The organism is Leptolyngbya sp. FACHB-711 (assembly GCF_014695615.1).
Lineage (GTDB): Bacteria > Cyanobacteriota > Cyanobacteriia > Elainellales > Elainellaceae > Leptolyngbya_A.
The window spans coordinates 1-8,718 of sequence record NZ_JACJOR010000402.1 but is presented as its reverse complement, the minus strand read 5'-3'; the positions used below and the strand labels follow the sequence as shown (position 1 = coordinate 8,718).

The window sequence follows — 8,718 nt, the reverse complement described above, 5'->3', positions numbered from 1 at the left end:
CAGCGAAAGCAGGTCAGCTTAAAAAGCGGTTAAGGTTGGAACCTTAGTTTAGATCTTTGCAAAAAAACGTAGCTACGGCATCGTGCCTTCTAAGATTCCATCTTTTGATGGAGCGTGAGAAATCCGTGGAAATAGACTGGTGGTCTGTCAGGCTTGTGTCGGGCTTAGGGCAATGCCTCGGTAGAGAATCCCAGGTAGATGATGAGAGAAGGCGATCGAAATCCGCTTGCAGTCTATTGTCCTTGCAGTCCTCCTTTTAGTCCTACTTCCTGGGATTAGTTTCTCTGGAATTAGTTTTTCGGCTGCTCAGCTTCTTGCCAAAAACCCCCGGTGCTTCCTCACAGCCAGGGGTTTAAGTGCCAATAACATATTTTTGCCATTCTTTGTGAAGACCACTTTTTATGTGTTTCGTCACTTCAAAATACAGCCCGCTGTAAGGCTTGTGCGGCTCGTTTCTCAGCGGCATACTGGCTTCCTTCGGAGTGCGATTGCCTTTTTTCACATTGCATCGCACACAGGCAGTCACAATGTTTTCCCAGGAATCACCGCCGCCCCGCGATCGAGGGATCACATGATCTAATGTTAGCTCATCGCCCGTATAGCCGCAGTATTGACAGGAATGGCTGTCCCGATGCAGGATATTGCGACGAGTTAGGGGAATTTCTTTATAGGGAACTCGGACATAGTGGCGCAGCCGAATTACCGTCGGCAGAGGCATTTCGGAGTACACAACTTTACCATTGTGTTCGACCTGCTCTGCTTTCCCTTTAATCAGTAAGACCACTGCCCGTCTCCAGCTCGTGATGTTGAGCGGTTCGTAAGAGGCGTTCAATACAAGAACCTTGCCCATTGACAGAATCTGATTCAGAAGGTTTCACAGATAGTAACATATTGGCACAGATGGAAGGTAGATAGTGATGTTTTGTCAAGAGGGAATCCTGGGATTGTTGGTGGTGGCGTGAACTAAGTGATGACTGAGGTGTGAGCAAGAGGAGTGAATCATCATGCTGAGCTGGGAACTTTCTCCCGATCTGGCAACCCTACGGCGCGATCGGGCCTGGGTTGAGATTGATCTGAACGCACTGGGGCACAACGTCCGGCAAATTCAGCGAAAACTGTCGCCCCAAACAGCACTTATGGCTGTCGTGAAAGCTGACGCCTACGGGCATGGAGCCGTCACTGTGGCGCGATCGGTGCTTGGGCATGGGGCGAGCTGGCTGGGAGTTGCCACGATCCCGGAAGGTATTGAGCTGCGGCAGGCTGGGATCAAAGCTCCAATTCTGCTGCTGGGCGCGACGAATACTCCGGAAGAAATTCGCGCCGTGGCACAGTGGCGACTTCAGCCTACCCTTTGTACTTCGAAGCAGGCATTGGTGTTTGCCGAAACGCTTGCCGAGGAAGGTCATCGCCCGATTCCGGTGCATCTCAAGATCGATACTGGGATGTCTCGTTTGGGAATGCCCTGGCAGCAGGCAGCAGAGTTTGGGCAGCTTGTCGCACGTTTGCCCCAGCTTGAAACTGCCAGCGTTTATTCCCACTTGGCGACGGCAGACAGTCCTGATCCGACCATCATGCAGCTTCAGCATCAGCGATACCGGAAAGCGATCGCCCAGCTTCGATCGATCCAGATTCAACCGCCTCGTCTGCATTTTGCTAACTCAGCTGCGACCTTGGTTGACCCTGGCTTGCACTACGATCTGGTGCGAGTCGGGCTGGCAATCTACGGACTCTATCCTGCGCCCCATTTACAAAAGACGATCGACCTTCAGCCGGTGATGCAGGTCAAGGCACGTGTTACGCAGGTCAAACCAATTACCGCCGGAACTGGAGTCAGCTATGGCTATCAGTACATTGCCGATCGCGATATGCTGCTGGCGGTTGTAGGAATCGGCTATGCAGACGGAGTGCCGCGCAATTTGTCGAACCGGATTGAAGTGCTGATCCGCGGCAAGCGAGTCCCTCAAATCGGCGCAATTACAATGGATCAGCTCATGCTCGATGTGAGTGCCATTCCTAACCTGCGCGAAGGGGAAGTCGTGACGCTGCTGGGACAAGACGGAGACGATCGCATTACTGCCGACGACTGGGCAAACCGCCTAAACACAATTTCTTGGGAGATTCTGTGCAGCTTTAAGCACCGCCTGCCTCGCATTTCAATCGGGTCTTCGTCTGAATGCCAATCTGAGATTTCAGTTCTGGAATAAAACTTCACACCCGCTCTATAAACTCCACATCGAAAGTCACCGGAACGGTGGTCGATCGCTCTGTATCAGCACCTATGCTAGTCGCAAGCGTGAGAATCGGCTCATTTTGCGGTACTTCTAAGCTGGGTGTTTTTCAACAAGGAGAGCGATGGCAATGCTGGATACTAATCAGATTTTGCAGGAACCGGGACTCCGAATTACCGCAGCCGAAAAGGCTTCGATCCTGGAGCGGATGCCACCTCCCGCCCCAAATGGGCAAATTTACATCGATGGCGTGTTTGAGGGTGGCGGGGTTCGAGGGATTGCATTTCTGGGCGCACTGCGTTGTTGTGCAGATGTGGGGCTATCTTGGCGCAAAGTTGCCGGAACCTCGGCTGGAGCCATTACGGCTGCTCTCGTGGCTGCTAATTTCCAGATCGATCATCTAGAAAAAATCATTGGCAGCATGAACTTTATGGAATTTCTGACTGAGAAAACCAGTTCGCTGATCCTTAACGGCAACCCAGCAGACGATTTGAGCCATCCGCTCTGGCTGATTCTGTGGCTTCAGCTTGCAGGCAAATCGGGGCAGTATTCGGGAGAGCCATTTCGCCGCTGGATGGCAGGAATGCTGCGAAAACAGGGATTGACCAGCTTTTCTAGCTTAAAGGAGCAATCGAGCGACGGCGTCATGCGTGAGCTTAAAGTCGTAACCTCGGATATTTCGAGAGGCGAGATGCTAGTTTTGCCAGACGATTTGCCGAACGTGGAAGAGCAACGGGGCTATCGCGATCCGGGCGAGTTTGAAATTGCCGAAGCAGTGCGGCTTTCAATGAGCATTCCACTCTTTTTTGAAGCGGGCAAACTGGGCGGCTCCAAAATCGTGGACGGCGGCATTCTCAGCAATTTTCCCCTGTGGATCTACGACTTTAAGCCCGGCAAAACTCAGCAAATCTGCCCGCGCTGGCCCACGTTTGGCTTACGGCTCGTGCATCGCAACAATCAGCAGGGCAAACCGATTACGGGACCGTTTGATGTGCTGCGTGCCATGTTCAGCACAATGATGGTTGCCAGGGATCAGTACCACCTGGGTCAGGGCAAGCAAGACCGCGTCATTGATATCGATGTCACCGATGCACAGGTTACGGCAACCGAGTTTAATTTAGGCGACGACAAAAAGCGTGTTCTTTACCGCATAGGCTACCTGGCGATGAAGGACTTTTTGCTGGGCAACGCCTCCACCGGACAACCGCCCTGGAACTGGGATGAACATCTGCGCCGCCGAGGGTTCGATCCGGTTGAGTGCCGCCAGGAATACGCAGCACGATCATAGATCATTATCCATGAATCTTGGTTGAATCATAGATTGATTTAAGGGCTAGAAACCGATCGATTGCAGTAGAATCTGATATACTAAGGTTTCGTCAGCCTGGAGAGGTGGCTGAGTGGTCGAAAGCGGCAGATTGCTAATCTGTTGTACGGCAGGTAACTCCGTACCGAGGGTTCGAATCCCTCCCTCTCCGTCCAGTTTCTAGAGTCAGTTTCTAACCCCAGTTTCGCTGGATGCGCTCGTCGTTGGCTTGGCGAAAGCGATCGAAGCCTGACTGGGATTCTTGACTGTTGAAGTGCTGCCCTGCGCAGGGGTGCGGTCTTCTGTTTTACTTAAGTCATCCAGATTAAAGTCATTCAAATCAACAGAGGACAAAAAGAAGCGATCGAGACTGTAAATGTAATTTACATAGACTGCTCTGGACAAAAATTTAGACAAAGATCTGGGCAAAGATCTGGATAAACCTCGGTTGTTCAATCAGAAACAGCTTGTTGATACTTGGCTTGTTGACCTTGAACTTGTTGGCATTGAGTTTATACGCCGAATTTATACGCCCAGATCAAGCAGTTCCTCGGATATCACTGAACGCTGGTGTAAGGCTGCCGCTCCCCAAAAATTGGCAATCTGTTCACTAACAAGTTGAGCATAAAAGTAATGAAAGAAATAACGCCCACCCGGACAAATCCAGAGACGAGAAATGGATTGATCAAAATACTGCTGCCAGTCTCGAAGCTGATTGGGATCAATAACCATATCATCCACGCTGCCGCAGACTAGAAGCGGTACAGATACAGAAATGGGTAACAAGTGCGTTGACCGAAACAAGCTATGCGGCGAAAGGGATTGATATAAGTCTTGCTCTAGGAGTTTTACAAAAGTCTCCGTCACGTCCTTTGATGGACAGCCCAGCAACCCATGCACCATTTGTCTGAGAATTCTTTGCTGATCGCAGGGAAGCAGACGACGCTGAGTATAGTAATGCATCTGCCAATCGATCGTAGGATTAACGCCAACCGAGAGCAATGTGAGCGATCGCACTCGCTCTGGATGTTGACGCGCATAGAGTAATCCCAGCAGTCCGCCTGTGCTGTGTCCCAGCAGGTGAATTGGGCGATTGTGATGTTTCAAATAATCATGCAGCAGCACTAGCGCAGTGTCTAAAGAAGTGGGTTCATCTAGATCCTGAGCATATTCCCAGTGTCCAATCGCGGCGTGTTGAGATAAATGATTTAGAAGAGGGCGATTGAAGCCTTGGAAGGCAGGACTGACATTTAACCAAAGGGCATCAGGAAAGAGAGACATGGAGGGCTTCCTTATGAATAGAAGAGAGAATGAATAGAAGAGAGGACGGTGTTCGCTTATTGAGTATATTTCTCAACAAGCTTTGACGAGAGCTAGTTTAGAATCATTCGCAATAAGATGATATTAAGTATTATTAAGCAAATCCAAAAATGACCTCAGTTGCTGGATTTGGAAAGCGATCGTGGAGGATCTAAAAAATTAACAGGAATCTAATGCCAGGAGGATGTCTAAAAGGCGAGGAATGAGCGTTCCGGTCAGATTTTCCCCCGCCCCTTTCAAAAGAAGGGAAAGGGCTGGCAGGCATGCGAAGCCTGTTCAATACGGGAACTTGGTTTGCATTATCAGGTGCTTATCGGGGCATCATTTGCTGCTAGGAGTTCTGAGGCTTGCTCAGGCAACCTATCAGCAGCTCATTTCAATTTTCAATAATGGTGCTTCCGCTCACGAGCTTTATCCATTCTGTGAACGTGCCAAAAATGGCTGAAGGGCAGGCTGAAGTAAACCCAGGGAAAATCCGTTCTGGAACTTTCCTGCTGGGCTGATCGCGTTAAGGTGAGCCGTTCTGCTGCCCTGCTCAGTTGGGGCAAGTTCAATTCGCAAATACTCTAACGGGAGTTCGGGCAACCGCTCTGCCCATTCGATCGCCACAATGCCCAGCGGAAACTCCAGCCCATCCCAATAGCTTTCTACATGCAGGACTTCGACTTCGGTCGGGTCAAGGCGATAAAGATCAAGATGGTAGAGCGGGATGCGCCCCTCTGAATATTCGCTAATTAGTGTAAAGGTGGGGCTGACGATCGCTTCAGCAATACCCAGACTCTCACCTAAACCCTGAACCAGGGTTGTTTTGCCGCTGCCAAGATTGCCCTGAAGCAGCAGAATCGTTCCCGCAGGCAGCGATCGTCCCAGAAGATGACCGAGCTGATAAGTTGCGGCTGCGTCTGGCAGCAGGAGGGTGAGGGATTCGATCATAAAAAACCAGAGAAAATAATTAAGGGCACCCAGGTGGATGCCCCTCAAAATAGAGATGAAGTTAATTGCCGCTAAAGCAAATTAGCAAGCAAGCTAGTTGTCGTAAACCCGGCATTCATCCGCTTCAGGGTTAGCGTCGCAGTATTGCTGGAAAGAGGTTTGTTGGGGAGCTTCTTTTTGACGTTGGTGAGATGCCTCTGCTTGCAGTTCCTCAACTGCATCCCAGGCAGCGGCACACTCGGCAGAACCATCTCCTTTTACCTCGCAAACTGTGCGAGCTTCATCACGCTCTTTTTGAATTTCGTCTTGGATATTGCTCATAATTCTACTCAGCTAAACTGGGTTCTATTTCGTGTGCAGAGCTTTATACATTTAGCTTAACCTGATCCTCTGCTGCACCAGATCATCCTTTCGAGTGTCTTTTAGGTAAGCGCCTACTCCTACTTACGCATGAGATCTGCTTTTCCCAAAAGGATCACGTTATTTCTTAAGGTTTGTGGACAGGTTTCAAGACAAACCGACAAAAGGTTCGGCTTGTGGTGTGCGTAGACGGGCAAAGTGCCAGTACGGATAAGCACATCCCTGTCATCATACCTTGACGCAAATGAGATTCTGGTTCGCTTAGATACGAAATTCGAGCGAACTGCTTTACCGTTCCGCTTTGCCGCTAGACTGAGAGCAGGTTTTCAACGCTTTCGTGTGATTCATCATTATTAATTAAGTCAAAGATTTCTATCGCTTATACTGAGTCATCCCATGATGCAATCGATGAAGTGGGCGAGTGCTTTATCCACCCGACCGTCTCTAGAGCAAGCGGTACATGATGTCATCGAGCAAGCAACCCAGCAGCTTCAGGCAACCGCAGATCTGGCGATCGTCTTCATTTCTTCGGCGTTTGCCAGCGAATACTCGCGTCTGATGCCGCTGTTGCAGGAGCATTTGAACGTGCCAGCTCTGATTGGCTGTAGCGGTGGCGGTGTGATTGGTGTAAATCCGTCCGGGCAGATTCAGGAAGTCGAAGGGGATGCTGCTCTGAATTTGACGCTGGCACACCTTCCGGGAGTCAAGGTCAAGGCGTTTCATTTATCGGTTGAAGATTTGCCTGACCTGGATAGTCCGCCCGATACCTGGATTAATCTAATTGGCGTGCCGCCTCAGGAGCAGCCGCAATTTTTGCTGCTTGCCTCGCCGATGGCTTCTGGGGTAAATGAGCTGCTGCAAGGGCTGGATTTTGCCTATCCGGGCGCAGTCAAAGTGGGCGGGCTGGCAAGCGTGACAGCGTTCGCAGGGGCAAGCGGGCTGTTTTGCAACTATCGCCGCCATCAGGAAGGCATTGTGGGCGTGGCGTTGAGTGGAGACATTGTGCTGGAAACGATCGTGGCTCAGGGCTGTCGTCCAATCGGTCAACTGCACCGAATTGTTGAAGCAGAGCGCAATATCGTGCTGAAGGTCGAAGCGCAAATGGATGACGTGGAGCCGCTCCTTCTAGGAGGAAGTCGAGCAGGACAACCCCGGGCACCGCTCGAAGTGCTTCAGGACTTGCTGCAAACCTTGAGTGAAGACGATCGAGAGCTGGCACAGCATTCGCTTTATATCGGCGTGGCGCAAAGCGCGTTTAAGCAAAACCCAGAGCAGGGCGACTTTTTAATTCGGAATCTGCTGGGCGTTGATCCTCGGACGGGGGCAATTGCGGTAGGCGATCGAGTGCGTCCGGGGCAGCGAATTCAGTTTCACCTGCGCGATGCCAAAACATCAGGCGATGATTTGCAGCTGCTGCTCGAACGCTATCAAATGCAAACCCAGCGAACTCAGCAGCCTTCACCAATGGGTGCGCTGATGTTCTCCTGTGTCGGGCGGGGTGAGGGGCTTTACAATCAGCCTAATTTTGACTCTCAGCTTTTTAGCCGCTATATGCAGCACATTCCCCTGAGCGGATTCTTTTGTAATGGGGAGATTGGTCCCGTAGGGGGCACAACGTTTTTACACGGTTATACGTCGGTGTTTGGAATTTGTCGTCCGTCGAGTAGGGTGTAGGGAGTAGATGGGAGGTCAGGAAAGGAGGGTGGTTTGTTTTAGGGGGATTTCGATGATGAGTTCTGTGCCTTGTTGAGGAGTTGAAAAGCAGTGGATTGTGCCGCCGTGATTTTCGGTGATGATCTGGTAGCTGATCGACATTCCGATGCCTGTGCCTTTACCGATCGGTTTTGTGGTGAAAAAGGGATCGAAGATGCGCTGTTTTACCGCTTCGGGCATTCCTGGACCGTTATCTGCAATATGAACTGCCACTCGATCGGGGTCAATTTTCTGAGTGCGGATCACGATGCTGCTGGAAGCTTGATCGATCTCCTGGTGCGATCGGTGCTGATCGTGTTCTTCTAAAGCATCTAAAGCATTCACAAGAATATTCATGAAGACCTGATTGAGCTGTCCAGCGTAGCATTCAACCAGCGGTAAATCGCCATATTGCTTAATCACCCGAATGCCGGGATGCTCTGAGGTGGCTTTGAGGCGGTTTTCGAGGATGACCAGTGTGCTGTCAATGCCTTCATGGATGTCTACTGCTTTGCATTCGGCTTCATCCAAACGGGAAAAAGTTCGGAGAGAGCTGACGATCTGGCGAATGCGCTCGGCTCCCATTCTGATCGAAGACAGGAGCCGGGGTAGGTCGCTCTCCACAAACGCCAAATCGATCGCCTCAACCGTGTTTTGAATTGCCGGCAACGGGTTGGGATAGTGGGCTTGGTAGGTGTGAATCAGCTCAAGCAAGTCCTGCATATACTGTTCAGCCGGAAACAGATTGCCATAGATAAAGTTCACCGGGTTGTTGATTTCGTGGGCAATTCCGGCGACCAGTTGGCCCAGAGAAGACATTTTTTCGCTCTGGATCATTTGCAGTTGGGTATGCTGGAGTTTTTGTAGGGCTAGCTCTAG

At 50.7% G+C, this 8,718-nt stretch carries 9 protein-coding genes and 1 tRNA gene; 4 read left to right on the top strand and 6 right to left on the bottom strand.

What is annotated here, in order from left to right; genetic code table 11:
• Window positions 1-352: 352 nt before the first annotated feature.
• Window positions 353-850, bottom strand: coding sequence for an HNH endonuclease (locus H6F80_RS17160; RefSeq protein WP_190792743.1), 498 nt, complete (start codon window positions 848-850; stop codon window positions 353-355).
• 154 nt (window positions 851-1,004) lie between these two features.
• Between H6F80_RS17160 and alr the strand changes: the two genes are divergently transcribed.
• The 3 genes from alr (at window position 1,005) to H6F80_RS17145 (ending at window position 3,706) form a co-directional block, all read left to right on the top strand.
• Complete coding sequence (gene alr / locus H6F80_RS17155) at window positions 1,005-2,204, top strand: alanine racemase (protein ID WP_190792742.1); 1,200 nt, start codon at window positions 1,005-1,007, stop codon at window positions 2,202-2,204.
• A gap of 154 nt (window positions 2,205-2,358) precedes the next feature.
• Window positions 2,359-3,516 carry a patatin-like phospholipase family protein gene (locus tag H6F80_RS17150; RefSeq protein WP_199296642.1) on the top strand — a complete coding sequence of 386 codons (1,158 nt, stop codon included), beginning with the start codon at window positions 2,359-2,361 and terminating at the stop codon, window positions 3,514-3,516.
• A gap of 98 nt (window positions 3,517-3,614) precedes the next feature.
• Window positions 3,615-3,706, top strand: a tRNA-Ser gene (locus H6F80_RS17145).
• Between the two features lie 14 nt (window positions 3,707-3,720).
• On the opposite strand, the gene H6F80_RS17140 is transcribed toward H6F80_RS17145, so the two are convergent.
• From H6F80_RS17140 to H6F80_RS17125, 4 genes are all read right to left on the bottom strand, one after another.
• Window positions 3,721-3,951 carry a hypothetical protein gene (locus tag H6F80_RS17140; RefSeq protein WP_206755085.1) on the bottom strand — a complete coding sequence of 77 codons (231 nt, stop codon included), beginning with the start codon at window positions 3,949-3,951 and terminating at the stop codon, window positions 3,721-3,723.
• Between the two features lie 108 nt (window positions 3,952-4,059).
• A complete protein-coding gene (locus tag H6F80_RS17135; RefSeq protein WP_190792739.1) occupies window positions 4,060-4,815 on the bottom strand; it encodes an alpha/beta fold hydrolase in 756 nt (251 codons plus the stop codon).
• Between the two features lie 450 nt (window positions 4,816-5,265).
• Window positions 5,266-5,787, bottom strand: coding sequence for a tRNA (adenosine(37)-N6)-threonylcarbamoyltransferase complex ATPase subunit type 1 TsaE (gene tsaE / locus H6F80_RS17130; RefSeq protein ID WP_190792738.1), 522 nt, complete (start codon window positions 5,785-5,787; stop codon window positions 5,266-5,268).
• A 93-nt stretch (window positions 5,788-5,880) separates the two neighbouring features.
• Window positions 5,881-6,108 (bottom strand): Calvin cycle protein CP12, encoded by a 228-nt coding sequence (locus H6F80_RS17125; protein ID WP_190792737.1) that lies wholly within the window; start codon window positions 6,106-6,108, stop codon window positions 5,881-5,883.
• Window positions 6,109-6,543: 435 nt separating this feature from the next.
• Between H6F80_RS17125 and H6F80_RS17120 the strand changes: the two genes are divergently transcribed.
• Entirely contained in the window at window positions 6,544-7,821 is a 1,278-nt protein-coding gene (locus tag H6F80_RS17120; protein ID WP_190792736.1) for an FIST signal transduction protein, read from the top strand.
• A 15-nt stretch (window positions 7,822-7,836) separates the two neighbouring features.
• On the opposite strand, the gene H6F80_RS17115 is transcribed toward H6F80_RS17120, so the two are convergent.
• On the bottom strand, window positions 7,837-8,718 hold an 882-nt coding region (locus H6F80_RS17115), incomplete at its 5' end, for a sensor histidine kinase (RefSeq protein ID WP_190792735.1).